Raw genomic sequence first — 23,045 nt, 5'->3', positions numbered from 1 at the left:
TGATGGTGACGCCGTGCAGAAACTATACGCCGTGAAGTTTTTGCACGGGGCTAAGTAAGTCGACGCTGTAGAGTGCTCGTTGTGGCAGTCACGGGAAGCAGGGGAAGGCGCGAGCGGCTAAGAGCCGAGACCACGGCCGAAATCAAAAAGGTGGCACTGGCGTTGATGGCCGCGGGCGGGCCGGACGCCATCACCCTGCGGGCCATCGCCCGTGAGATGGGCATGACCGCCAACGCCATCTACGGGTACTTCCCGACCCGGGACGACCTGGTCACCACGCTGATCAACGACGTGTACACCGCCTTGGCCGACGCTGTGGACACGGCCTGGGAAACCACGCCCTCAGCCGATCCCGCCGTCCGGATCGAGGCATGGGCCCACGCCTTCCGGGCCTGGGCCCTGGTCAACCCCCAGGGGTTCCGCCTCATCTACGGCGACCCCGTGCCCGGCTACCAGACCCCCGAGCGAGGCCCCGCCCCGGATGCCGCACGCCGGGTCTGCACCGGGCTCACCGCCCTCGCGGCAGCCGCCTGGCCGCACGCCCGGCACCTGTACCAGGACAGCATCTTCGACTGGTCCGACTTCGACCCCGGGCTCCTCGAGAAGGTGCGTCCCGCCTTCCCCGAACTGCCCCCCGCAGCCGTCGCCCTCGCCCTGCGCATCTGGGGGCACCTGCACGGACTGGTCTCACTGGAGGTCTACGGCCACATGCGCACCCAGACCACCAGCCCGGAGAAGCTCTTCCGGGAGGAACTCGCCCAGCTCGTACGGACGCTGGGCATCCCACATCGGCGCTGAGCGTCCCAAGCAGCGGTGTCCGGCCGCGGTCAGCCGCACTCGGCGGCACAGCCGGGCGGCAGGTCGGCCGCCGAGCTCGTGAGTGATCGTGCTCGTCCCTTTCGGCGCCGCAGCCCCTCGGCCGCGAGTGGAGCGTGATGCCCCGGGCCGACGGATCCGAAGATCATTCACGGAATTGCGGTCAGAAGCACGATTCACGCGTCGCCGACAGCTGATCGTGTCGAAGCCCGGGGGAGTTCCAGGCGGAGGACCCACGCCAACTGTTGCGATAGGGACGTGACAGCCAAGGATTCTTCTGGCGGCGTGGCCGAGACGCCGCTCGGGCCGAGGGGGACCAGGATGTATGGGTGCCGCTGGGGGTGAATCCACCCAGACGGTGGCCAGGTCGCCCACTGATCTTCACTGTGCCCGCAACTCCTGCCCCTTCCCCCATGCCCCCTGGCCGGCGCCTGCCGGTCAGGGGGCTTCTGGCGTTGGGCTCGCGATCCTGATCACTTTGAGGCAGGGGGCTGCACTGCGCGCGACCCCGGCGACTCGTGCTGCCACCGCATACGCTGTGGTCAGGGTCGTGGCCGCGCGCCCCAGCGGTTGCTGACGCACGGCTGTGGTGATGACGCACGAAGCCTTCCGAGGGGCCTGGTGGCCGCGTATTTCGGCCTGGTCAACGGCGCCCTGCCGCTGGACCTGGGCGTCGGCCGGCGCACCCGGCCGCTGGGACCGCAGACCGTGGACATCGCTGCGTCTCGGGAGACGGTCTTCGACGTGATCGCCCAGCCGTACCTCGGGCGCACCGCACGGGCACCGGCGGAGAAACTCACCGTGCTGGAACGCGGCAGCGACCTGGTGCTCGCCGAGCACCACACCCCACAGGTGGCACTTACACACAGCGTTCGGCCCTGACCAAGCGTCACTCGACGGTCGGCGCGTGTGTGTGAAGTGCGCGGCGTGCACGCACACTTGGGTGGTATCGGTTTTCGGAAAGGACAGTGCATTCATGGGCCTGACCCGTCGGCTTCTCATGCTGCTCTTCGCACCCCTGCTCGCCCTGATGGTGGCGCCCGTGCTGGGGACCGGTTCGGCAGTCGCCGCACCGCAGGCGAAGACGATCTCGATCGCCCAGGCCCGCGGCCTGCCGGTCGGGACAGTCGTCACCGTGACGGGCTCGGTGACGACTCCCTCCGGTGCCTTCGAATCCAGCTTCGGCGACAAGGGATTCGGGCTCCAGGACAGGACCGCCGGTATCTACGTCAGCCTGCACAGCGACGTGCATGCGTACCCGTATCGGCGCGCACGCATCACCGGCACGCTGCGGGACAGCTCCGGACTGCTGACCGTGGTCCCGGCAGATCCTTCCGATGTCGAGCTCGGTCACAAGGGCCGGCCGGTGAAACCGGAGCGAGTCGGCACCGCCGGGGTCGGAGAGGCCACCGAGGGACGGCTGGTCAAGGTCGTCGGCAGGATCACTCAAGCACCCACGAGCGACCTCCCCTACGGGTACAAGCTGTCCGTCGACGACGGTTCGGGCCCCGTGCCGGTCTTCGTCAATGTGCAGACGGGCATCGACGTCGCCGGCCTGAAGCAGGGGCAGAGGGTGCGGGTGATCGGCTTCAGCAGCCAGTTCGGCACCCACTACGAAATCGATCCGCGGTCGCCGCACGACATCGCGGTGGTCGGGGCCGACTAGGTCCTGTCCGGAGTCCGGATCACGACTCGGTGGATCGTCTGCGTACCAGGGCCCGGTCTTGATAGACCGTCAGTCATGGCGCGAGGCGATCTCACCGACGCGCAGTGAGGCCTGATCGAGCCCCATCTCCCGATCGCCGCAGTCGCTTGTGCTTGTAGTAGTTCTGCCGGGCGACGCCATGGATCCGGCAGCACCTGTTGACCGGTGCCCCGGCTTCGACGAGTCGGTCGATCACCGGATAGAGCCTTTTGGGGCCGGCTTGTCCTCACCAAGGAACTTCGCCGTCTGCCGGACGATCGCCGGCTCGGTTTCCAGCTCATGGATCCGCCGGCGAGCGGCCCGCAACTCAGCAGACCCGCTCGACGGCGTTCCCGGCCGCCGCCCGTTGCCGATGTCGTCCTGCCGCAACCACTTCGACAACGTGACGGGACGGATGCCGAGCTCCACCGCCGTCTGTTTGGCCTGCTTGCCGGCGCGGACCAGCGCGATGGCACGCGCCCGGAACTCCGGAGGACAGGGACGAGGCATCGCTGCCAGTCTTCCGTGATATCGCCCCTGAATACTTGGTACTGGCAGAGCATGTGGACGTGGGACTCTGTGCCTCATGAGCGAGCCCACCCCTTATGACCACGACCGAGCCGCGTACTCCCGCGAAGTCGAACGCGGCAGCTCCTGGACGCAGATTGCGGCCTACTTGGAAATCAGCGCCGAGGACGCCGAAGAGCGCTACAGCTCCAACGTCCAAGCGTGGAAGGACGCGTTCGACGAGCCGTACCGACTGGATGAAACCGGTCGCAAACGAATCCCGCAGCTGCCTACTGCAGCCTACGACCCCAACTGGGCCTGCGCTCAGCTGGATCGGTGGGCCTACCTCCGGCACCTCGGAATTGACGACAGACAGGCCGTCAGCGCCAGCCTCGTCATGGCCGACTCTGCGGGCGAGCCGATCCCGACGGAGGAGGAGACAACGCGCTGATCGTCGCCTTCGACGAGACCGCCAACCAGACCTAGTGTTCCCAGGTCGACGAGGCGGGTGCTGCGGATCATTCGGGGTGACCGTGGCCTCGGTCACCGGGCACTCGGCAGAGGCCCAACCGGGTTCGCCGCAGTGCGCCCGGGGCGTCGCCGGCATGGCAGCAGGGCGGTGCGACGGCCGACCTGGTGCGGCAGCCGACGAGGTCCTCGTCGGCCTGGGTGACGGCCTCCCCCGGGTGCAGCGCAAGCAGGGGAGGGCGTCTGAAAGCCCATCACGGTTGGCCCCGGGACCTACCGCTTCAGCTGCGGCTTTCGCGACATCGACCAGGACCCGAGATGATCGCGGGCACGATGGCCGGAGTCACTGCGGATGTGTGCGCCCACGCAATGCTGGGGATATTGATCAGCCGGTGCCCCGGCTTCCGTCGGGCGGTAGGCGAGCAATAACCGTGGGACTGCTCACCCGGTTCCCCGCCGACGTCCGGATGGTGACGAATGCCTGAGGGGTTGGCGGTTCGTGGTGCGCAGAACGGAGTGGTTGCCAACTGGTCGAGTCAGGCTGATGAAGCGGTTGGCGCCAGTGAAGCCGAAGCCGACCTGGAGGTGGCGAGCGCGTCGGTGGTCTCGTCGGGTTCACCGGTCTGGAGCTGGTGGATCAGCCATGTGGATACGGCTTGACCAGGCCGCTCTGATACGCGATGACGACGAGCTGGGCGCGGTCGCGGGCGTTGAGTTTGGTCATGGCGCGGTGGATGTGGCTGCGTACGGTCAGCGGGCTCACCACCAGCTTGTCGGCGATCTCGGCGTTGGACTTGCCGTGGGCGGCCAGGGAGACCACTTCGCGTTCGCGGTCGGTGAGGGCCCTGACGGCGTCGGGGAGGGCGAGGAAGCCGTCGGTGTCGGGGGTGGCCAGGAAGCGGGTGATGAGGGCTTGGGTGGCCGTGGGGGAGAGGAGTGCTTCGCCGGCCGCGACCGTGCGGATGCCGGCCAGCAGGATCTCGGGGCTGACGCCCTTGCCGAGGAAGCCGCTCGCGCCGGCGCGCAGGGCCTTGGCGACGTTCTCGTCGTCCTCGAAAGTGGTGAGGACGAGGATGTGGGTCCCGGCGAGTTCCGGCCGGGCGCAGATGGCGGCCGTGGCGGCGACCCCGTCGAGGTGCGGCATGCGGATGTCCATGATGACCACGTCGGGGCGGTGCTCGGCGGTGAGGTCGACAGCCTCCTGTCCGTCGGCGGCCTCGGCGACCACGGTGAGGTCTTCGACCGAGTCGATGAGGATGCGGAAGGTGGCGCGCAGCAGCGCCTGGTCGTCGGCGAGCAGGACTCGGATGGTCATGGGGCGGGGCTTTCGTCGGGACTGACTTCGCGGTTCTCGAGCGGGAGGGTGCAGGCGACCTCGAAGCCGCCGTGCGGGCGGTGACCGGCGTGGAAGGAGCCGCCCACGGCGGTGACGCGCTCGCGCATGCTGATGAGGCCGAAGCCGCCGTGGAGGGCGGCGGAGGGCGCCGGGCGGCTCGGACCGGTGTCGTTGGTGATGGACAGGGTGAGGTGGCGGGGGGTGTAGGTGAGGTGGACCTGGGCGGTCGGGCCGGCGGCGTGCTTGCTGACGTTGGTGAGGGCTTCCTGGACGATCCGGTACGCCGTCAGGTCGAGTACCGGGGTCAGGCGGCCGGCCTCGCCGTCGACGGTGACGGTCACCGCCAGGCCGGCCGCCGCGCAGGCGTCGACCAGGTCGGGCAGGTCCTGCAGCCCCGGGGCGGGGGCCAGGTTGTCACCGGCCTGGCTGTCGGTGTCCTGGCGCAGCAGACCCACGGTGGCCTTGAGCTCCCGTAGCGCCGCGGAAGTGGTCTGGGGCAGCATGCCGATCATGTCGAGCGCCCTGGTCGGGATGGCTCCGGGCGAGGTGGGCGGCGGTGGCGGCCTGAGCGTCGGCGAGAGTGAGGTGATGGGCGACCACGTCGTGCAACTCCCGCGCGATACGCATCCGTTCCTGGAACACCCGGTGCCGGGCCTCCTCCTCGCGCTCCCGGACGGCGTGCTCGGCGCGGGCGGCGGCGTATTCGCGGCGCACCCGGACGTAACTGCCGAGGGCCGCGCACAGCAGTACCCATGCCGTGGGGTTGACGATGGAGAGGACCGGGGAGCGGTTGAGCCGGGTGTCGAGGAGGCCGGTGGCCACTATGGCGATGGCGACCACTACCGCGCTGTTCCACGAAGTGCGCCGCCGGTTGTGGAGGCTCAAGGAGTACTGCGCCGTCAGAAGGGGCCCCATCAGGAGGGGCGTCAGCAGATAGCCCAGTGCGCCCTGGGCTACGGTGCACAACAAAGTGACGGCCAGTACCGGCAGGGGCCGGGTGCGGCGCCAGTGCACCGCGCCGCAGGCCAGGACGGACAGCGCGAGTGCCGGCCACAGGGGTGGCCTGAACCTCATGGCCCAGGTGACCACGACACCGGAGAGCGTCAGCGCGGTCAGCAGGACCAGCGCCGCGGCCTCGGCCGCTTGCGGACGAGGCGCCGCCCAGCGCTGCCAGATCGTGTTCATCGCGCTCCGAGAGGGGTGGTCCAGGAAGTCATGCTCACACACCACAGGTGGCGACACCTCGGGACGTGGTGCCGCCACCTGTGATACGGGCATCAGACCCGGGTCCCTTCCAGCGGCAGCGGCCGGAGATCGTCCGGCCCGGTGCCATGGGTGGCGGCTTCTGTGGTGAGCTCGGAGCCCTCGACGTCGACGCGGGGCAGGAGCCGGTCGAGCCACTTGGGCAGCCACCAGGCGCGGTCGCCGAGCAGGGCGAGGACTGCGGGCACGATCGCCATGCGGACGACGAAGGCGTCGAAGAGCACCGCGACGGCGAGTCCGAAACCGATCGTCTTGATCATCGACTCTGGGCGCTGACGAACCCGGAGAACACCGCGATCATGATGACGGCCGCGGCTACGACGACCCGCGCACTGTGCCGGAAGCCGGTCACGACCGCGTGCGGGGCCCGGTCGCCGTGGACCTCCCGCATCCGGGCGACGAGGAAGACCTCGTAGTCCATGGCCAGGCCGAAGACGATGCCCACCAGGAAGATCGGCATCAGGCTCATGATCGGCCCGGGCTGCTCCACGCCGAGCAGGCCCGCGCCCCAGCCCCACTGGAAGACCGCGACCACCGAGCCCAGGGCGGCCAGCACACTGAGCAGGAACCCGAAGGCGGCCTTGACGGGGACGAGCACGGAGCGGAAGACCACCAGCAGCAGGACGAGGGCCAGGCCGACGATGACGGCGAGGTAGGGCACGAGCGCGTCCTGGAGGGCCTGGGCGACGTCGATGTCCATGGCGGTGCTGCCGGTGACCTTGAAGGTCGCGCCGGTTTCGCGCTCCAGGGCGGGGCGTTCCGCCCGGATGGTGTGGATGAGGTCCTTGGTCTTCTCGTCGTTCGGGCCGGTGGCCGGGACCGCCGAGAGCAGGGCCGTGTCGCCGGCCTGGTTGAAACGCGGGACGGACACGGACACGACGCCGCGCGTACCCGTGATCTCCTTGGTGATCCGCGCGACGGCCGCCTTGGGGTCGTGGGCTCCCTTGACGTCGGCGACGACGGTGAGCGGTCCGTTGAAGCCCGCGCCGAAGCCGTGCGCGAGGTCGTCGTAGGCACGCCGTTCGGTGGACGAGGTCGGCTTGGACTCGGCGCCCGGCATGCCCATCTCCAGGTGCGCGGCGGGCAGGGCGAGGGCGCCGAGGCCCACCACGGACAGCACCAGCACGGCCAGGGGGCGGCGCAGGACGAAGCGGGCCCAGCGCGAACCGGCATTGTCCGTCTGCGGCTTCGGCCGACCGCGCTTGCGGGTGGCGCGGGAGAGGACGGCATTGGGCCACATGCCGAGCAGGGCAGGGACCAGGGTGAGGGCGATCAGCACGGCGACAGCGACTGCGCCCGCCGCGCACAGGCCCATCTTCGTGAGCAATGGCACGCCGATCACGGACAACCCGGCGAGCGCGATGACGACCGTGAGGCCGGCGAAGACGACGGCGGAACCGGCCGTACCGACGGCCAGGCCGGCCGCCTCGCCCGGGTCGTGCCCGCCTGCGCGCTCCTCCCGGTAACGCGAGACCACGAAGAGGGCGTAGTCGATACCGACCGCCAGTCCGAGCATCGAGGCGAGCGTCCCCGTCGTCGCGGTCAGGCCGAACGTGCTGCCCAGCACCATGATGCCGAGCATGCTGGTCCCGACGCCGATGACGGCCGTCAGCAGGGGCAGCCCGGCGGCCGCCAGGGAGCCGAAGGTGATCAGCAGGACCACTGCGGCGAGGGCGATGCCGACGGCCTCGGACGAGCCGCCCGCCGACGCCTGCTCGGCGAGCGCCGTACCGCCGACCTCGACCGTGAGGCCGGAGGCACGGGCCTGGTCGATGACCTTCTCCAGCGCGGTCTTGTCCGTGTCGGTGAGGTCGGCGGCCTTGACCTTGTAGTTGACGGTTGCGTAGGCGGTGGAGCCGTCCCTGCTCACCGCTTTCGCGGTGAAGGGATTCACGGCGCCGGAGACCTCAGGTGCGCCGCCGGCCTCCTTGACGAAGGTGTCGATGGCGGCACGGTTGACAGCAGCGGTCACCTTCTCGCCGTGCTGCGCGACGAACACGATCCGCGCGTTGGCGCCGTTGGCGGAGGCGCCGGGGAAGCGCTCCCCGATCAGGTCGAACGCCTTCTGTGCCTCGATGCCGGGCATGAAGGACGTGCCGCTGTCGGAGGCGGCCGGAGCCTTGACGGCACCGAAGCCGACGCCGCCCAGGATCACCGCCCACAACAACGCCACGAGCCAGCGCCGCCGGAAGGCGGTACGGCCCAGCCGATAGAGCAAAGTAGCCACGGGAACGGATCTCCAGGTCTGGTCTCGGGTGAGTCACCAGCCTGGCCCGGAGAGGGGTGCCGGGGCATCGTCCCACCGCCCGCACTCTCACCTGGTGCGCCCGCACCAAAGCAGTTCCCTCGCCTCATCCTCAAGGAGCAGCCCCCGTGTACTACGTCGGTAGGAGGACGGCCTTCGCCACCTGCGGTACGCCAGCCGTCCCCTCACCGAGTCAGTCGCTGTCGCCCGGCTGGGTCCAGACCTGCCCGCCGAGCCTTCCCGGCAGAGTGACGCCGCTGGACGAGATGCCGACCCTCGCCCAGGTGATGGCTGAAGCTCTGGCCCGGTTGCAGCTCTGACGCCTTGTCCCGACCGCGCCCGAACTCCTCCAAGATCTCCGCACGGGAGCGGCCCTGAGCCGCACACCCACAGTCCCTGGGACATAGCACGCTGCACATTCGGACACGGGGACACAGGGCCGCAGTTCTCGTAAGCGATCCTTTGCCGGAGCAAGATCGACAACAGGTCGCCGGACCCTCAAGGGGCGTTACGAGATGCGGGAGATCGCCCATGCGCTGCGGTACCAGAACCCGACTGGCTCCGCGACTCCGTTTGAGTACTGCGGGTCAGGCCTGGTCGCCCACGAGAGCGAGGGCGCGCGTCTCGGGGACTCCCAGCATCAGCAGGCTCGTGATCGTCGCTGCTCGGGCGCCGGGGGTCGCGTTCGACAAGTCGCTGTCCGCGATGGCGAACACGACGCCGTAGGCGACCTGGCTCAGAATGCCCGCCGGCAGGTGCTGTGCGAACACCTCGGTGTCCTGGCCCCGCTTCACGAGGTCGGCGAGGAGCTCGTCGACCGGCCCGAGCAGGGCGTGGATCGCCTCGCCGTACTCGCCTCGGCGCAGCGCCAGCAGCACTCGGTACCGGTGCGCCACCGGCCAGAGGCGGGCGATGAATTCGACCCACGCCGCGTCCGCTTCCGCGCCGGAGGCGTTGACTTCGGTGAGCACGGCTGTCATCTCGGCGACGGCCCGTTCCGTGAGTGTCCGGACCAGGTCGAGGCGCGAGGGGAAATGGTCGTAGACGGTGCGGCGGACGACGCCGGCGGTGGAGGCGATCTCGCCCATTCCGGCGTCGGGGTTCTCTCCGAGCAGATCGAGGGCGACGTCGAGGATGCGTTCGCGTGTCTCGTTCATCGAGCGCATACGGGAGGACTCGGTGGGCACGGCACCAGTATTGCACACGGGTGTACAGTGAGATTGACTGTACAGCAGTGTGCAGCGAGAGTTGCGCTGCCCTTCGAAGCTCATGAGAAGAGAAGAAGGCAATGACCGCACCGACGCTCCCCACCTCGGCCCTCATCCGCCCGTTCACCGTCTCGATCCCGGAATCGGAGATCGACGACCTCAAGCAGCGACTGGCCAGAACCCGGTGGCCGGATCCGGAAACGGTGGGCGACTGGTCGCAAGGGGTTCGCGTGGAGAACGCCAGGTCTCTGGTCGAGCACTGGGAGCGCGGCTACGACTGGCGGCGCTTGGAGTCCGAACTCAATCGCTTCCCTCAGTTCCTGACCGAGATCGACGGGCTGGACATCCACTTCATCCACGTCAGGTCCAAGAACCCCCACGCGATGCCGCTGATCCTCGCGCATGGATGGCCTGGCTCGAGCCTCGATTTCCTGAAGCTGATCGGCCCGCTGACCGATCCGGTCTCGTTCGGAGGGGACGCCGCCGACTCATTCGACGTCGTCGTCCCGTCGCTCCCCGGGTTCGGGTTCTCCCAGAAGCCCACGGAGACCGGGTGGACCGTCTCGCGCATTGCGAGCGCATGGGTGGAGCTGATGAAGCGTCTCGGCTACACGAAATGGGCCGCACAAGGCGGCGATTGGGGTGCCGTCGTCACCACTGCCCTCGGGGCGATGCAACCTGAGGGGCTTCTCGGAATTCATCTGAACACCCAGTACGCCTTTCCCGCTCAGATACCCGACACCTTGTCGCCCGCACAGCGCGACGCCGTGGAGACCCTCGCCCTCTACGCCGGTGATCTCGGTGGGTCGAACCACCTTCAGGGCACGAAGCCGGAGACGGTCGGATTCGCCCTGGCGGACTCTCCCGTCGGCCAGGCGGCCTGGATCTACGAGAAGTTCCAGTCCAAGACCGACAACCACGGGCTCGCCGAGGACGCTCTCAGCATCGACGACATGCTCGATGCGATATCCCTCTACTGGTTCACCAACAGCGCAGCGTCGTCAGGCCGCATCTACTGGGAGAACAAGTCGCTCACTTTCGCCGGCCCGAAGGTGACGCTTCCGGTCGCGGTGACGGTCTTCCCAAGGGACATCCCACGCGTGCCACGTAGCTGGATCGAAGACACCTACAGCAATCTGATCCACTACGGCGAGGCCGACAGGGGCGGGCACTTCGCGGCCTTGGAACAGCCCGAGATCCTTGTCAGCGAGATCCGCACAGGCCTGCGCACCCTTCGTTCCTGACGGCAACGGCGAGCTCAGCTGCGGGCAATAAGCGAGTCTTCCCTGCCGGTGAAGGTCGGGTCCGGAGCACGACTCTGGGAGTCCCCTGATGAGCTGCTCGACCGGTTCCACCTGGAGGTCGTTCCCAGCTGCTCTACTGCGAGGTGTTCGTCGTCTCCAGCATCCACGAGGAGTACGCCCATGGCGGCGACGCCCGCCGGGCCGTCCTGAAGGGCTCACCCCTGGTGTTTTGGGTGGTCACCACCGCCGCGCTGATCATGGTGGCGGTCTTCGCGGGCTTCGTCACGATGCAGGACGCGATCGTGAAGCCGTTTGCCTTCGCCCTGACCTTCGGGGTCCTGGTCGACGCCTTCCTCATCCGGATGACGTTCGTGCCCGCGGTGCTCATGTGGGTCGGCCGGGCCGGCTGGTGGCTGCCGCGTGGTCTGCGGAAGATCCTGCCGAACGTGGACATCGAAGGGCGTGATCTGCCCAAGTCCCCGGCACAGCCGAGCGAGACGCCCGCCACTGCCCTCAAGCGCGACTGGCATCCCCGGAAGCGGGGTGTCACGTCCGGGGCCTGTCGAGCCCAGCCGGTCTCGCAGGCCCCGGACGTCGGCGCGGGCCGCCCCGGCCTCGGGGGGAGGGGAAGGCCGGAGTGCGATGACAGCCCGCGCGGAGCCGGGAGGGGCGGCCGCCACCCTCACAGCGGTCCGCCCATGCCCGGCCGTAAAGGACGCGTCAGCCGGCGGCCATCGCCGCTGCCGCGTACGTCAAGGAGATCAGGGCCAGTACGGCGGCCGGGACGGCTCGGGGCGGCGGGTCGCCGTGGCGCAGGTGGACCACCGCCGCGGCGGCCATCAGCAGGGCGAGGCCTGTCGCGGCGGCCACGCCCAGCGGCGTCCAGGTCAGCCCCGTCAGCAGTCCGGCAGCCCCGGCCACTTCCAGCGTGCCGACGACGCGGTAGAGCCGTACCGACATGCCGAGATGGGCCGCCGCCTGGCGCATGAACGGCGCCGAGGCGAGCTTCGCCAGCCCCAGTGGAAGGAAGACCAGGGACAGGGCGACAGCGAGCACGGTGGTCATGAGGCGGACCTGCCCTTGCGGCGCTCCTTGCCCAGCCGGGCGTAGTGGACGATGAGTTCGGGGCTGTCCACCGTGGCCGGATTGACGACCTGCTCCACCGCGGCGCCCTGGAGCAGCCGCTTGATCGGGACCTCCAGCTTCTTGCCGGTGCGGGTGTGCGGGATGCCCGGCACTTCGAGGATCTCGTCGGGGACGTGGCGGGGTGAGGCGCCGGTGCGGACGGCGTCGCGGATCTTCTCGCGGAGGGTGTCGTCCAGGGTCACCCCGGCTGCCGGGACCACGAACAGCGGCATCCAGTAGCCGCCGTCCGGCTCCTCCGCGCCGATGACCAGGGCCTCGGCGATCTCGGGGAGACGTTCGACGACGTCATGGATGTCGGCGCTGCCGAGCCGTACACCGTTGCGGTTCAGTGTGCTGTCGGAGCGGCCGTGGATGATCACCGAGCCGTGCCTCGTGACCGTGATCCAGTCGCCGTGTCGCCACACCCCGGGGTACGCCGAGAAGTAGGCGTCGCGGTAGCGGGTGCCCTCCGGGTCGTTCCAGAAGTACAGCGGCATCGACGGCATGGGGCGCGTGACCACCAACTCGCCGACCTGGTCGATGACGGGGAAGCCCTCGGCGTCGTACGCGGCCAGCGCCACGCCCAGGTGCGGGGCGGACAACTCGCCTGCCCAGACGGGGGTGTTGGGTGCGCTGCCGGCGAAGCCGGAGACGATGTCGGTGCCGCCGCTGATGGAGGCCAGCAGGACGTGCTCGCCGACGTGGTCGCGCACCCAGGGGTAGGCGGAGGCGGGGAGGGCGGAGCCCGTGCAGCCGACGACGCGGATCGAGGAGAGGTCGTGCGTGGAGGGGTCGATGCCGAACTTGGCCATGCCCAGCAGGTATTGGGGGCTGGTGCCGAAGACGGTGACACGGTGGCGGGCGGCCAGCTCCCACAGGACGTCGAGCTTGGCGAAGGGCGCCGGGCTGCCGTCGTAGGTGCAGGTAGTGGCGCCGGTCAGGAGGGTGGAGGCGACCAGGTTCCACATCATCCAGTGGGTGGTGGTGTACCACAGGAGGCGGTCGCCGGGGCCGAGGTCCGAGTGCAGACCGAGGGTTTTGAGGTGCTCCAGCAGGACGCCGCCGTGGCCGTGGACGATGCCCTTGGGCAGGCCGGTGGTGCCGGAGGAGAACACGACCCACAGCGGATGGTCGAACGCGACCGGTACACAGGTGAGCGCTTCGGTACGCGTGGAGGCGTCCTCCCAGGGGACCACCAGGGACGGGTACGCCTGCGAGGGCCAGGGCAGGCCCATGTGGTCCACCAGCAGGGTCGCCTTCAACGTGGGGAGGGCGTGGGCGAGTTCGAGGACCGCGTCGCGGCGGTCGTGGGTGGTGCCGTTGAACAGGTAGCCGTCGGCGGCGATCAGCACGGTGGGTTCGAGCTGGGCGAAGCGGTCGGCGGCGGCCTTGGGGGCGTAGTCCTGACCGCACACCGACCACACGGCGCCCAGGCTCGCGGCGGCGAGGAACGTGACGATGGCGTGCGGGGTGTTGGGCAGATAGCCGACGACCCGGTCGCCCTTGCCGACGCCGAGGTCGCGCAGGGTGGCGGCCACGGACGCCACCAGGGCACGCAACCGGGCGCCGGTCACCTCGTATCCGGCACCGGTCTCGTCGAGGGCGATGATCGCCACGTCGTCGTCGGCCAGGTTACGCAGGGCATGGTGGGCGTAATTGAGGGTGGCGCCGGGGAACCAGCGGGCGCCCGGCATCCGCTCCTCGGCCAGCACCTGCTCGTAGGGGGTGTCGGCGTTGATGTCGAAGTACTCCCACACCGCGCCCCAGAAGCCCTCCAGGTCGGTGACCGACCACTGATGCAGGGCGGCGTAGTCCTCCGGGTCCATGCCCTGGAGCCGGGCGAAGTCCGCGATGCGACTGGTGGTCGCCGTCTCCGGATCGGGTGTGAAGAAGGGCGTGCTCATCGCGTCGTACTCCTCAACAGGCTTTTCGGGGCCGTGCGTGCGGAAGGGACAGGGCGTCGTGTGGTGTGCAGGAGGGCGGCCCAGGCGGATGTCGACGTGAAGTCGCGGCCGCCCGACGGGACGACATCCATCACGACGCGGTCGGGCCGCAGCAGGACCGCTTCCGCCCGTCCGGCGCGCAGCCAGGCGGCGAGGGTGCCGTCGTCGCCGAGGTCGGTCACCGGGACGGCGTGAACCCCGAGACTGTGGGCAAGCGCGGTCAGGGAAGGGCCGGCCTCGGTGGCGGTCAGGACGGCGAAGGAATCGCCGAGTGCCTCGTCGAGCCGGGTGTGCCGTCCACCGACGCTCACCCACGGTTGGGGGCAGTGCGTGCCCACCAGCCCCCGGCGGACTCTGCGCCGCACCAGGGGCCCGGCGGTGAGGGGCGGGCTGAGGTCGCGGCCCGCCAGCTCGGTCAGGCCGGGTATGCGGCAGGCCGCGGCCAGTGCCCTGCGGCGGATCGCGGCGGCGCCGTCCTGGCCGCCGGTCATGGCCCAGCCCATGGCGACCGCGAGGCGGACCACATGCCGTGCGTGCGGCCTGCGTTCGCTCTCGTAGGTGTCCAACAGCCGTTCGTCGCCGCCCTGCTGGAGAACGAGGGCGAGTTTCCAGGTGAGGTTGTAGGCGTCCCGCAGTCCCGAGCACAGGCCCTGTCCGATGAACGGCGGGGTGAGGTGCGCGGCGTCGCCGAGCAGGAAGACCCGTCCGCTGCGCCAGCGGTCGGCGACGCGGGCCCGGAAGGTGTACTGCGTCTCGCGGACCACCTCGAAGTCCCCGTCGTACGAGGGCGGCAGCCACCGGGCGATCAGCTCACGGACCGTCTCTTGTCCTTCCCCGAGCCGGAACTCCCAGCGGTAGCGGTTCTCGCTGACGCGCATGAAGGTGGCCGGCCGGGCCGGGTCGCAGATCTGGTCGACGCCTTCCCAGCAGCGGACGGGGCCCGTGGTGTCGACGTCGATGACCTTCCAGCGTTCCTCGAACCGCAGGTCCTCCCAGGCGCTACCGATGGCTTCGCGGGTGAGGCTGCCCGCGCCGTCGCAGCCGAGGACCGCGTCGGCCCACAGCTCGTGGTCGCCGGTGTCGTCGCGGTAGGTGACACGGACGGGGCCGGTGGAGTCCGGGCCGACGCCGGTGACCTCCACGCCGGCGCGCAGTTCGCACTCGGGGCGCCGGGCCAGGGCGTCGCGCAGTACGCGTTCGAGCTCGGGCTGGTCGAACATGCTGGTCTGCGGGTAGCCGTGGTGGCCGTGCTCGTTGCGCCGGAACTCGGCCATCACCCGGTGCCGGGCGTCCAGCAGCCGCAGCCCCTTCGCCGGGCGGGCGATCGCGGCGAACTCCTCACCGACGCCCGCCGCTTGGAGGATCCGGTGGATCTCGTCGTCACTGGCGACGGCGCGCGGCAGCGGGTAGATGTCCCGGTGGCGTTCGAGGACGACACTGCGGACTCCGCGCCGGGCCAGGAGGAGGGCGGCGGTCACGCCCACCGGCCCGGCCCCGACGATCACGACGGGCACACGTGCGGCTTCATCGACGGTCATGTGCGGCTCACCTCGGGGTTTAGTTCGCGGCCGCGACGGGCGTGCGCTGCTCGCCGAGGTCGATGCGGCCGTCGGGGGTCGCGATCGTCGCCGTGATCACGTCACCCGGACTCAGGTAGTGCGGGTTCTTCGCCTGGCTCTTGAAGAAGGCCTTCCACTTCACGGCGGGCGGCAGGAGCGCGCCGATCTTCTCGACGGCCTTCGGCGGAGCCTTCAGGGCAGTGCCACCGGGGGTGCCGGTGAGCAGCAGGTCGCCGGCGTCCAGGGTCTGGAAGCGGGCCAGCAGGGTCAGCGCCTGCGCCGGGCGGACGATCATGTCGGCCAGGGTGCGGTCCTGACGCAGCTCGCCGTTGACGCTCAACTTCAGCCGCAGGTCGAGGAGATGGGCGAAGTCCTCCGGCTCCAGCAACGACAGGTACGGACCGGTCGGCGTGAAAGTGGGGTACGACTTGCTCTCGTAGAACTGCGTCTTGGTCAGCTGCACCTCACGCGCGCTGACATCGTTGGTGATCACCAGTCCGGCGACGTACGACGGCAGGTCCCGCTCCTCGACCACGGTGCCGACGGGCAGGGACGCGCCCATGACGAGCCCGAGTTCGATCTCGTAGTCGAGGAACTTCACGTGGGAGGGGCGGACGACGGCGTCGCCCGGGCCGCTGACCGAGCCGGACGCCTTGCGGAAGAAGGCGGGCGGGATGTCGCCCTTGAAGCCCGAATCGCGGGCGTGGCTGCGGTAGTTGACCATCTGGGCGACCACCCGACAGGGGGTGGTGACCGGCGAGAGGGCGGCCAGGTCGGCGACGGGTGTGCCCGTGTCACCTGAGAGGGCCGCCTCTCGTACGGCGTCGCGCTCGGCGAGCAGTTCGGTGGTGGTGGCGGCCTTGGTGTCGACCGGGACGGCGCGTTCGCCGAGGACGACCCACCAGCCGTCGGCGGTGCGCAGGACATTGGTGCTCATGTCAGTGCCTTTGTGAGAGGGATTCGCGTGCGGGGGTCAGGAGTTGGCGGCCTTGAGCAGACCGAACAGTCGTGCCCGGTCCATCTCGTTGTCGCCGCGCAGGGCCTCGATGACATCGCGGACCCGCTGCGGGGAGGGGCTCGCGCCGAGGAAGTCGCGGGTGGCCGGCGGGCCCCACTGGGCGAGGCCGCTGGTCGACATGGGCGCCCAGCCGGGCTCGACGTCGCAGGAGAACAGGTCGCCGTCGGCGAAGTGCTCCAGCATGAAGTGGTCGGGGTCGCGCCAGTAGTCGAAGAGCTGGCTGCCCTGGATGTGCCGGCCGATACCCCAACTGCGCTTGTAGCCACGCTCCTTGAGGTACTCGCCGCCGGCGGCGATGGAGTCCAGGTCGGTGACCTGGTAGGCGGAGTGGACGTACCCCGTGCCCGGCCCCAGATGCATGGCCAGGGTGTGGTGGTCGGCGGGCACGCTGCCCAGGTCGCAGCGGATGAACGCCATCGTCGGGCCGCGCCCGCGCTGCCCGTCCAGGAACAGGAAGTCCGACACGATCATCCCGAGGGTGTCCAGGTACCAGTCCAGGGCCCGGCCGAACACCCGCGTCTCCAGCACCACATGGCCCAGCCGCTGGATGCGGGACGGCTCGCGCGGCGGCCGCTGGGTGGCGTTCGTACGCCGGTGATCCGTGCCGAAATTCAGGAGCAGCGGCTGCTGTTCCGGCAGGGCGGGCAGCTGTTCGCCGCAGTGCACGACCCGGACCGGGAAGCCCGACGGGTCGAGCAGGTCGACCACCTTGCCGCCGCCGGGCACGTCGGAGTCCCGTACAGACGATCCGGTGGCTCGGGCCAGCCGGTCCAGATCGCCCCGCTCGGCGGCGCGGAACGCCGGACCGATGAAACGGGACGTGCGGCCGCGCCGGATCACCATGCAGGGCGAGCCCGCGAAAGTGCCCCGCAGCCACAGCTCGCTCGCGGTGCGGGCGGCGACACCGAAACCGAAGTCGCGGGCGAAGACCTCCGCCCGGTCCAGGTCGGGCTTCTCGAACTCCAGCCAGGCCAGGTCCGCCACCTTGATCACGGGATTCCGGGAGCGGCCGGGGTGTTCGCCGCGCAGGGCGCCCTGCTCACTGTGGAGGTCCTGGTGGGCGGTGATGACGTCCCCGTTGACGCGTGTTTCAGACATGGTGCCCTCCGAGCAACATTGCCGTAATGAGGAAATCATCAACTGTGACAGTTCTGTCGTCAAGATGTTCGCCGTAGGGAATGATGAATTCATCAGGACTGCGATCTGCATGGGGTAACCGTTAGACTTCTGCGCATGTCTACGTCAGCCCCGCCCAGCAACCGGTTCGAGCGACGTCGCGCAGAGACCCGTGGGGCTCTGGTGCGAGCGGCCCGGCAGATACTCGCCGAGAGCGGCGACACGAGCGCGAGCATCCAGGCGATCGCCGAGCGGGCGGACGTGGGCTTCGGCTCCTTCTACAACCACTTCGACTCCAAGGCGGAGCTGTTCGAGGCGGCAGTGGTGGACGCCCTCGAGGAGTTCGGGCAGGAATTCGACGAGCGTCTGACGGGGATCGACGACCCGGCGGAGCGGGTCGCGGGCGGCTTCCGGCTCAGTGCCCGCATGGCCGACTCCCACCCGGAGCTGATGCAGGTCCTGCGCCGCCGTGGCCTCGCGCACATCCACTCGGGCAAGGGACTGGCCCGACGCGCCCTGCGCGATCTCCAGGTCGGCATCGCCTCCGGCCGCTTCACGCCCGTCGACCCCGTGGTCGCCCTGTCCGCACTGGGCGGCACCCTGCTGTCCCTGGTGGAGCTGCGGTTCGCCCGCCCCGAGGTGGACGGCGACGAGGCTGCGGTCAACCTCGCCGAGATGGTCCTGCGGATGCTGGGCCTGCCCGCGGACGAAGCGCACGAGGTCGCCCGACGCCCGCTGCCTGACGCCCCCTGACCTCACGCGGACGACGAGTCCGGGTGGAACGTGACCGAGCGGCCCGTGAAGCGGGCGTCGATTCCGTCCTCGCCGGTGGTGACCGACCGCAGACGGAGCCCTTCGGGCACGTTCTGCAGCGGAATGGGCTCGTTCAGGGCCTTGTCGAGCAGTGATTTCAGCGGCGGGAGCAGTTCACCCTGCTCCGCGCGTACGTCCGTGAAGGCGATGCGGTTGCCGCCGGCCGCCGAGACGGCCGCGCTCACGGTCACGTCGCCGACGAGCGGCAGACTCGCGGTCGCGTCGACCCGGCCGGGCTCGTCCCCTTGTGACACCTGCACGCCGAGCGCGCTCGACACGTCCGCGTACGACAGGAACGCGGTCGCGGTGACGCTGTCCGCGTGAGCCTCGTCGGCGCTCCCCGACGTCTTCAGCCCGTCCATCCCGACTGTCAGCTTCGTCACCGGGAGCGGCCGGGTGCTGCCGTCGGCCGGAATGTCGTGGGCGGTCAGGTCGACATGGTCCAGGCTGCCCGCAGCCAGTTGGTTCAGTACGGGAAAGCCCCTGACGTGCACCGATGGCCGATCGGCGGTTCCCATGCCGTCCTGGAACGCCTTGGCCGTACGGCTCTCCGCGCGAGCTGCGGCGATCCGGTCGACCGCGACTCCGCCGACCAGTACGGCCACCAGGGACGCGGCGGCGATGATCATGCGCCGTCTGGTCCGGGTCGGGGGGCTCGCATACACGGAGCCGTCGCCGTAGTAGGGCTCCTCGTCGCGGTGGGACTGATACATGGTTCTCCTCTTCGGGTGGTGCTTGGGAAGTGCGCCTACGCGGCGTCGCCCGCGGACCGGACAAGCCCGTGGACGCACGCCGCAGCGCTGTCTCCGGCCACGCCCATCGCGATCAGGGCGGCGGTCGCGGTGCCGGTGCCGTCGTCGCTCCAGCCCCCGCTGTTCACGCAGTCGAGAAGCCCTAGCAGGTAGCCCTCCAGCGCCCGGGTCAGGACGACCGGGGGGACACCGGTCTGGAAGGCGCCCTGCCGTTGCCCGCGGCCGATGATCGCCTCCGCCATGTCCCGTGCGGGAGCCAGGACTTCAGCGAGCCGATCGGCGCCGAGGTCCTGAGGGGCGAGGCGGAGCAGGATGCGGTAGCGATCTCCGACGGGCCACACCGCGAGGACGAAGCGCGCCAGCTCCGTGACGGCATCCGCCACCGGTGCGCGCGGGACCGCGAGCGCCTGCCGCAGGGCCCACGTGGCCTCCTCCACCAGCCCCTCCATCAGTGCGGCCCGGCCGTTGAAGTGGCCATAGACCGTACGGCGCACCACCCCTGCCGCCTGGGCGATGTCACCGAGGCTGCTGTCGGGCTCACGCCCGAGTTCCTGCCGGGCCGCTTCGAGGATGCGGGCGCGCGTGAGCAGAGTGCGTCTGCGTTCCGGGGCGGCTGTCACGTGTGCGTGGATCATGTCGAACCTCCGGTTGACGGGGGAGGGCGAGTCGATAGTTGCACATCCACGGGCAATAAACTAGTCTGCACATCAACGGGCAATTAGCTGCCCCTGGTGCCGGGCCCCTCTTGGCCCCGCGTGCACCGATCCCATCGATTCCGCACCCCCGAAGCCTCCGCTTCACCTCCTGCCGAGGAGCCTGACCATGCCGCTCTTTCCGAACACACCCGTCGAGAAGATGACGGAGCCCTACCACCGGCGCTGGTGGGCCCTGCTGGTCCTGTGCCTGAGCCTGCTGATCGTCGTCATGGCGAACACGTCACTGATCGTGGCCGCCCCCGACATGACCAAGGACCTGGGGCTGTCCAGCAGTGACCTGCAGTGGGTCATCGACGGCTACACCGTCCCCTACGCCGCGCTGATGCTCGTGCTCGGCGCGATCGGCGACAAGTACAGCCGCCGCGGCGCGCTCGTCCTCGGCCTGTTGATCTTCGCCGGCGGTTCGGTGATGGGTGGCCTGGTTGATGAGACGAGTCTCGTCATCACAGCCCGCGCGATCATGGGTGTCGGTGCCGCCGTCGTCATGCCGGCCACACTGTCGCTGCTGGTCGCGATCTTCCCGCGCACCGAGCGCGCCAAGGCGATCACCGCCTGGTCCGCGACCTCCGGCCTCGCCATCGCCGTCGGCCCGCTGACCGCCGGTTGGCTGCTGGAGAACCACGCCTGGGGCTCGACGTTCCTGGTGAACGTCCCCATCGCCGTCCTCGGCGTCGTAGGCTCGCTGCTGCTGGTGCCGCCGTCGAAGGCGGAGGGCATGGGCCGGATCGACTACGTCGGCGGTCTGCTGTCGATCGTGTCGGTCGGCTCCCTGGTGTACGCGACCATCGAGGGCCCGCACTTCGGCTGGGGCGTCGGCCCGATCACCGCTGCCGTCGTCGCCGGCGTGGGCCTGCTGGCCTTCGTGGCCTGGGAGTTGAAGCACCCGAACCCGATGCTGGACGTGCGCAGGTTCACCGAGCGTCCCTTCGGCGGCTCGATGATGGCGGTGCTGTTCTTCTTCTTCGGCACCTTCGGCTCGATCTACTACTCCACCCAGTTCCTGCAGTTCGTCCTCGGCTACAACGCCCTGGAGACCGGCATCCGCCTGCTGCCGCTGGCCGGCGCGGTCTTCGTCGGCGCCGCGGTCACCGGCAAGCTCGCCCCGAAGCTGGGCGTCAAGATAGTGGTCGGCACCGGCATGGTCATCGGCACCGCGGGCGTCTTCCTGCTCACGCGGATCGAGTCGGGCTCGACGTACACCGACTTCCTGGCGCCCCTGCTGCTCCTCGGCTTCGCCATCGGCCTGAGCCTGTCCCCGGCCACCGACACCATCATGGGCTCCTTCCCCGAGTCGGAGCTGGGCGTCGGCGGCGGCGCCAACGACACCGCCCTGGAACTCGGTGCCTCGCTGGGCATCGCCATCCTCGGCTCGCTGCTGGCCACGTCGTACAAGGACAAGCTGACCGATCTGGTCGGCGGCCACCTCCCGGCCGCGGCCATGGACACCGCCAAGGACTCCGTCGGCGGCGGCATCGCGGTCGCCGAAGAGGTCGCCAAGAACCCCCAGGGCGGCGCCCAGCAGGCCCAGACCCTGCTGGGAGCGGTCCACGAGTCCTTCGCTCACGCCATCGCCCACACCAGCCTCATCGGCGGCATCATCATGGCCGCCGGAACCCTGATCGTCATCGCCGTCCTGCCCGGCCGCAAGCACACCACCAACCACGGTGAGGAAGACGCGGCACCGGCTACCGAGGAGCAGACCGAGACTGTGGGCGCTTGAGCCCCGTACACCGGAGGCCGGAACCCCGATTCCGGCCTCCATCACCCCCATGACGGGCTGTGCCTGAGCGGCGCACGGCCCCGGGACGGTGCCGGGAGGGGACACCTGGCACCGTCCCCTTTCTTGCTGTCCGTCCCGGGTCGATGGGGCGGCGTTCAGCGGACCTCCGTGGTGACCCCAATGGGGCCCAGTTCCAGGATGATTGTCGAAGATCAGGCGCTATGGGGGTGCTTCGGGGGCGGCTTGGTTTGGGACGGCTGGCTTGACGCCGAGTTGGGCGGTGCAGCGTCGGGGAGCTGGTGATCAAGTCGTTCGGGGAAGGGCGGGGCAGGTGCGGGGGGATCTGGGAAGAGGCACCGCGCGGTTGTGCCGGATGTGAGTCCGACGTTGTCCGCCGTGCGCCGGGCCTCCTCCAGGGTCTGGCCGACGAGATCGGGTACGTCTGCCTTGCCGTCGTCGGCCGTACCGCGCCCGAACATGAACCAGCCGAGCACGAGTGCCGCGACGACGACCGCGACACCCAGCCCGACCAGCGCGGCCCTGCCTCTGCGGCGACCCCTCTCCGCCGCGTCGTCGCCGTCGGGATCCGCGTCGCCGCCGTCGAACGCCCGGTCCAGGACGGTCGGGGCCCCGAGGTACGCCACGACGTCGGCGAGCATCTCCTGCGCGGACTGGTAGCGATACGCAGGGTCCTTCGTCAGGGCCCGCAGGACAATCGTGTCGACCTGGGGGCCGACCTCGGGGTTGTAGAGGCTCGGCGGCCGTGGCTCCTCCTGGACGTGTTGGTACATCACCGCCATCGGCGAATCGCCGGTGAACGGCGTGCGCAGGGTGAGGAGTTCGTACAGAAGGCAGCCCACCGAGTACAGGTCGGAGCGGGCGTCGATGTCGTGTCCCATCGCCTGCTCCGGGGAGAGGTACTGCGCGGTGCCGATCACCAGGGAGGTCTGGGTCATGCCGACGTCCCGTGCGTCACGGGCGATGCCGAAGTCCATGACCTTCACCTGACCGGACCAGGCCACCATGACATTGGCCGGCTTGATGTCCCGGTGCACGATGCCGTGCTGGTGGGAATGCGCGAGCGCCTCCAGGACGCCCGCAGTCACCTCCAGGCGCGTGCGACGGTCAGCGGTGGTCCGGAGTACAGGGCCTCGCGCAGCGTCATGCCGTCGACGTACTCCATCACGAGGTACGGCAACTGCGCCCCGTACGAAAAGTGTTCGCCCGTGTCGTAGACGGCGGCGATGGCCGGGTGGTTGAGCGAGGCGGTGGACTGGGCCTCCCGCCGGAACCGCTCCTGGAGTGCCGGGTCGTGGGCGAGGTCGGTGCGCGGAGTCTTCACCGCGACGCTGCGGTCGAGCCGGAGATCGTGCGCGAGGTGCACCTCGGCCATGCCTCCGGAGCCGAGCAGCAACCGCAGTTCGTACCTGTCGCCGAGGACCGCTACCGGCGCAGGGTGGGAGAAGGCCAGATCGTCTGGTCCGCCGAAGTTCATGGCCAAGATAATTGCAC

Annotated in this window: 18 protein-coding genes and 4 pseudogenes; 8 read left to right on the top strand and 14 right to left on the bottom strand. The window is 69.7% G+C overall.

Annotation, left to right across the window (positions count from 1 at the left end):
* The first annotated feature begins 150 nt into the window (after positions 1 to 150).
* The 3 genes from ACFY1U_RS36770 to ACFY1U_RS36760 all read left to right on the top strand — a co-directional run bounded on the left by ACFY1U_RS36770 (position 151) and on the right by ACFY1U_RS36760 (position 2,482).
* The gene (locus ACFY1U_RS36770; RefSeq protein WP_390698375.1) at positions 151 to 798 is read left to right on the top strand and encodes a TetR/AcrR family transcriptional regulator; all 648 of its coding nucleotides are present in this window, start codon (positions 151 to 153) and stop codon (positions 796 to 798) included.
* A 639-nt stretch (positions 799 to 1,437) separates the two neighbouring features.
* Entirely contained in the window at positions 1,438 to 1,698 is a 261-nt protein-coding gene (locus ACFY1U_RS36765) for a hypothetical protein (RefSeq protein WP_390698374.1), read from the top strand.
* Positions 1,699 to 1,792: 94 nt separating this feature from the next.
* On the top strand, positions 1,793 to 2,482 hold the full coding sequence (locus ACFY1U_RS36760) for a hypothetical protein (RefSeq protein WP_390698373.1): 690 nt from the start codon (positions 1,793 to 1,795) through the stop codon (positions 2,480 to 2,482).
* A gap of 142 nt (positions 2,483 to 2,624) precedes the next feature.
* Here the strand turns inward: ACFY1U_RS36760 and ACFY1U_RS36755 are convergent.
* A pseudogene (locus ACFY1U_RS36755) lies at positions 2,625 to 3,010 on the bottom strand (transposase); the annotation flags it as partial.
* 76 nt (positions 3,011 to 3,086) lie between these two features.
* Between ACFY1U_RS36755 and ACFY1U_RS36750 the strand changes: the two are divergent.
* Complete coding sequence (locus ACFY1U_RS36750) at positions 3,087 to 3,458, top strand: hypothetical protein (protein WP_390698372.1); 372 nt, start codon at positions 3,087 to 3,089, stop codon at positions 3,456 to 3,458.
* Between the two features lie 654 nt (positions 3,459 to 4,112).
* Here the strand turns inward: ACFY1U_RS36750 and ACFY1U_RS36745 are convergent.
* From ACFY1U_RS36745 to ACFY1U_RS36725, 5 genes and pseudogenes are all read right to left on the bottom strand, one after another.
* On the bottom strand, positions 4,113 to 4,790 hold the full coding sequence (locus ACFY1U_RS36745) for a response regulator (RefSeq protein ID WP_390698371.1): 678 nt from the start codon (positions 4,788 to 4,790) through the stop codon (positions 4,113 to 4,115).
* Complete coding sequence (locus ACFY1U_RS36740; protein WP_390698370.1) at positions 4,787 to 5,266, bottom strand: sensor histidine kinase; 480 nt, start codon at positions 5,264 to 5,266, stop codon at positions 4,787 to 4,789. The genes ACFY1U_RS36745 and ACFY1U_RS36740 overlap by 4 nt, the downstream gene beginning before the upstream one ends.
* The gene (locus tag ACFY1U_RS36735) at positions 5,226 to 5,996 is read right to left on the bottom strand and encodes a histidine kinase (protein WP_390698369.1); all 771 of its coding nucleotides are present in this window, start codon (positions 5,994 to 5,996) and stop codon (positions 5,226 to 5,228) included. The genes ACFY1U_RS36740 and ACFY1U_RS36735 overlap by 41 nt, the downstream gene beginning before the upstream one ends.
* Positions 5,997 to 6,088: 92 nt before the next feature.
* Positions 6,089 to 8,301: pseudogene (locus tag ACFY1U_RS36730) on the bottom strand (MMPL family transporter).
* Positions 8,302 to 8,906: 605 nt separating this feature from the next.
* The gene (locus tag ACFY1U_RS36725; RefSeq protein ID WP_390698368.1) at positions 8,907 to 9,506 is read right to left on the bottom strand and encodes a TetR/AcrR family transcriptional regulator; all 600 of its coding nucleotides are present in this window, start codon (positions 9,504 to 9,506) and stop codon (positions 8,907 to 8,909) included.
* A 101-nt stretch (positions 9,507 to 9,607) separates the two neighbouring features.
* Between ACFY1U_RS36725 and ACFY1U_RS36720 the strand changes: the two genes are divergently transcribed.
* Together ACFY1U_RS36720 and ACFY1U_RS36715 are read left to right on the top strand one after the other, a co-directional pair.
* Positions 9,608 to 10,771 (top strand): epoxide hydrolase family protein, encoded by a 1,164-nt coding sequence (locus ACFY1U_RS36720; protein ID WP_390698367.1) that lies wholly within the window; start codon positions 9,608 to 9,610, stop codon positions 10,769 to 10,771.
* A 143-nt stretch (positions 10,772 to 10,914) separates the two neighbouring features.
* Positions 10,915 to 11,133 (top strand): annotated as a pseudogene (locus ACFY1U_RS36715) (MMPL family transporter); the annotation flags it as partial.
* Positions 11,134 to 11,491: 358 nt separating this feature from the next.
* Here the strand turns inward: ACFY1U_RS36715 and ACFY1U_RS36710 are convergent.
* From ACFY1U_RS36710 to ACFY1U_RS36690, 5 genes are read right to left on the bottom strand one after another with little or no spacing between them, the layout of a single operon-like run.
* Positions 11,492 to 11,836, bottom strand: coding sequence for a DoxX family protein (locus tag ACFY1U_RS36710; RefSeq protein WP_390698366.1), 345 nt, complete (start codon positions 11,834 to 11,836; stop codon positions 11,492 to 11,494).
* The gene (locus tag ACFY1U_RS36705) at positions 11,833 to 13,800 is read right to left on the bottom strand and encodes an acetoacetate--CoA ligase (protein WP_390698365.1); all 1,968 of its coding nucleotides are present in this window, start codon (positions 13,798 to 13,800) and stop codon (positions 11,833 to 11,835) included. The genes ACFY1U_RS36710 and ACFY1U_RS36705 overlap by 4 nt, the downstream gene beginning before the upstream one ends.
* Entirely contained in the window at positions 13,797 to 15,377 is a 1,581-nt protein-coding gene (locus ACFY1U_RS36700) for a bifunctional 3-(3-hydroxy-phenyl)propionate/3-hydroxycinnamic acid hydroxylase (protein ID WP_390698364.1), read from the bottom strand. The genes ACFY1U_RS36705 and ACFY1U_RS36700 overlap by 4 nt, the downstream gene beginning before the upstream one ends.
* Positions 15,378 to 15,396: 19 nt before the next feature.
* Positions 15,397 to 16,335 (bottom strand): fumarylacetoacetate hydrolase family protein, encoded by a 939-nt coding sequence (locus tag ACFY1U_RS36695; RefSeq protein WP_390698363.1) that lies wholly within the window; start codon positions 16,333 to 16,335, stop codon positions 15,397 to 15,399.
* 36 nt (positions 16,336 to 16,371) lie between these two features.
* Positions 16,372 to 17,514 carry a VOC family protein gene (locus ACFY1U_RS36690; protein ID WP_390698362.1) on the bottom strand — a complete coding sequence of 381 codons (1,143 nt, stop codon included), beginning with the start codon at positions 17,512 to 17,514 and terminating at the stop codon, positions 16,372 to 16,374.
* Positions 17,515 to 17,649: 135 nt separating this feature from the next.
* Here ACFY1U_RS36690 and ACFY1U_RS36685 point away from each other — a divergent pair, with 135 nt between their 5' ends.
* On the top strand, positions 17,650 to 18,285 hold the full coding sequence (locus tag ACFY1U_RS36685; RefSeq protein WP_390698361.1) for a TetR/AcrR family transcriptional regulator: 636 nt from the start codon (positions 17,650 to 17,652) through the stop codon (positions 18,283 to 18,285).
* Between the two features lie 2 nt (positions 18,286 to 18,287).
* Here ACFY1U_RS36685 and ACFY1U_RS36680 read toward each other — a convergent pair whose 3' ends face one another.
* Both ACFY1U_RS36680 and ACFY1U_RS36675 read right to left on the bottom strand, forming a co-directional pair.
* Positions 18,288 to 19,058 carry a DUF2993 domain-containing protein gene (locus ACFY1U_RS36680; RefSeq protein ID WP_390698360.1) on the bottom strand — a complete coding sequence of 257 codons (771 nt, stop codon included), beginning with the start codon at positions 19,056 to 19,058 and terminating at the stop codon, positions 18,288 to 18,290.
* Positions 19,059 to 19,093: 35 nt separating this feature from the next.
* Complete coding sequence (locus ACFY1U_RS36675) at positions 19,094 to 19,732, bottom strand: TetR/AcrR family transcriptional regulator (protein WP_390698359.1); 639 nt, start codon at positions 19,730 to 19,732, stop codon at positions 19,094 to 19,096.
* Positions 19,733 to 19,919: 187 nt separating this feature from the next.
* Between ACFY1U_RS36675 and ACFY1U_RS36670 the strand changes: the two genes are divergently transcribed.
* Positions 19,920 to 21,533, top strand: a complete 1,614-nt coding sequence (locus ACFY1U_RS36670; protein WP_390698358.1) for an MFS transporter — start codon at positions 19,920 to 19,922, stop codon at positions 21,531 to 21,533.
* 353 nt (positions 21,534 to 21,886) lie between these two features.
* On the opposite strand, the pseudogene ACFY1U_RS36665 reads toward ACFY1U_RS36670, so the two are convergent.
* Positions 21,887 to 23,028 (bottom strand): annotated as a pseudogene (locus ACFY1U_RS36665) (protein kinase); the annotation flags it as partial.
* Positions 23,029 to 23,045 lie beyond the last annotated feature (17 nt).

This window comes from Streptomyces sp. NPDC001351 (genome assembly GCF_042896045.1).
GTDB lineage: Bacteria > Actinomycetota > Actinomycetes > Streptomycetales > Streptomycetaceae > Streptomyces.
The sequence above is the reverse complement of the archived record's forward strand: the minus strand, read 5'-3'. Positions and strand labels throughout refer to the sequence as shown.

Excerpts from the sequence above, each read along its gene's own strand:
- ACFY1U_RS36760 (WP_390698373.1), top strand. The coding sequence starts at position 1,793 with ATGGGCCTGACCCGTCGGCTTCTCATGCTGCTCTTCGCACCCCTGCTC.
- ACFY1U_RS36750 (WP_390698372.1), top strand. The coding sequence starts at position 3,087 with ATGAGCGAGCCCACCCCTTATGACCACGACCGAGCCGCGTACTCCCGC.
- ACFY1U_RS36745 (WP_390698371.1), bottom strand. The coding sequence starts at position 4,790 with ATGACCATCCGAGTCCTGCTCGCCGACGACCAGGCGCTGCTGCGCGCC.
- ACFY1U_RS36735 (WP_390698369.1), bottom strand. The coding sequence starts at position 5,996 with ATGAACACGATCTGGCAGCGCTGGGCGGCGCCTCGTCCGCAAGCGGCC.
- ACFY1U_RS36720 (WP_390698367.1), top strand. The coding sequence starts at position 9,608 with ATGACCGCACCGACGCTCCCCACCTCGGCCCTCATCCGCCCGTTCACC.
- ACFY1U_RS36710 (WP_390698366.1), bottom strand. The coding sequence starts at position 11,836 with ATGACCACCGTGCTCGCTGTCGCCCTGTCCCTGGTCTTCCTTCCACTG.
- ACFY1U_RS36705 (WP_390698365.1), bottom strand. The coding sequence starts at position 13,800 with ATGAGCACGCCCTTCTTCACACCCGATCCGGAGACGGCGACCACCAGT.
- ACFY1U_RS36700 (WP_390698364.1), bottom strand. The coding sequence starts at position 15,377 with ATGACCGTCGATGAAGCCGCACGTGTGCCCGTCGTGATCGTCGGGGCC.
- ACFY1U_RS36695 (WP_390698363.1), bottom strand. The coding sequence starts at position 16,335 with ATGAGCACCAATGTCCTGCGCACCGCCGACGGCTGGTGGGTCGTCCTC.
- ACFY1U_RS36690 (WP_390698362.1), bottom strand. The coding sequence starts at position 17,514 with ATGTCTGAAACACGCGTCAACGGGGACGTCATCACCGCCCACCAGGAC.
- ACFY1U_RS36685 (WP_390698361.1), top strand. The coding sequence starts at position 17,650 with ATGTCTACGTCAGCCCCGCCCAGCAACCGGTTCGAGCGACGTCGCGCA.
- ACFY1U_RS36680 (WP_390698360.1), bottom strand. The coding sequence starts at position 19,058 with ATGTATCAGTCCCACCGCGACGAGGAGCCCTACTACGGCGACGGCTCC.
- ACFY1U_RS36675 (WP_390698359.1), bottom strand. The coding sequence starts at position 19,732 with ATGATCCACGCACACGTGACAGCCGCCCCGGAACGCAGACGCACTCTG.
- ACFY1U_RS36670 (WP_390698358.1), top strand. The coding sequence starts at position 19,920 with ATGCCGCTCTTTCCGAACACACCCGTCGAGAAGATGACGGAGCCCTAC.